The organism is Lactobacillus nasalidis, assembly GCF_016587775.1.
Lineage (GTDB): Bacteria > Bacillota > Bacilli > Lactobacillales > Lactobacillaceae > Lactobacillus > Lactobacillus nasalidis.
In genome coordinates this window covers 1-830 of sequence record NZ_BOCG01000080.1, presented here as the reverse complement: position 1 = coordinate 830, position 830 = coordinate 1, and the positions used below count along the sequence as shown (strand labels likewise).

1 protein-coding gene is annotated in these 830 nt (G+C 44.1%); it reads right to left on the bottom strand.

Annotated elements, in window-relative coordinates; genetic code table 11:
* A partial coding sequence (locus tag lacNas_RS01030) for an RNA-guided endonuclease InsQ/TnpB family protein (protein WP_201346508.1) occupies positions 1-830 on the bottom strand: 830 nt, incomplete at both ends.

Genomic DNA, 830 nt, shown 5'->3' with positions numbered 1-830 from the left:
TGATTTAATTCTGGATGCTCAACCAGCGCTAGAAGGCTAAGCATCGCATTCTTGTCCCGATCTACGACTATGCCATAGTTCGGGCATTTTTCGTTATAGCAGACGTACTCATTGTGTTTAGTACCATGTTTCTTGTTTCCGTAAAGAGTGATCTTGTCATCACCTTTTTTGACATTACCACAAGCCGCACAACGCTGAGTAGACGGGTACAGCTTATTCGCCAGAATAAGTTCCTTACCGTACCAATCGCACTTGTAGGTCAAGATCTGCTTAAATTTGCCAAACATCGACCGGTGAACACCCTTCGAAGCTACGTGGCTCATCAACATGCCCTTAACCGACAGATTTTCGATCACGATCTTGTCGTAGTCATTAACCAGTTTAGTCGTAAACTTCTGCATCAAGTCGTTTTGGATATCGCCAGCCTTGCGATAGCAAGCTTGAAGCTTGGCTTTCGTCTTCAAGTAGTTCTTGCTTTCGCAAGCAGCTTCTCTATTTTTGACTCTTTTTTTGGCAAGCTGCCTTTGATAGTGCTTGATTTTTTTATAAATTCTATCAAGCTTCTTAGGCAGTACGTTCACCCGACCTCCCGTATAATCAAAGTGACCAACATTGACGTCAACCGCGGTAGCTTTGCCTGTTTTGCCTAGCAGCTTAACATCCTCAGCCTTGATCTTATACGGGATGGCAACGTAATAACGGCCTTTTTCTTTGAAGTAGCTGACAACGCCAAACTCATCTGACAAAGGCTTTTCGCTCAGCTTAAAGCCACGCCATTGATCTTTTGGAACGTGGCTTCTTCTTGCCCGCTCCAAATAAAGAATTCCGTC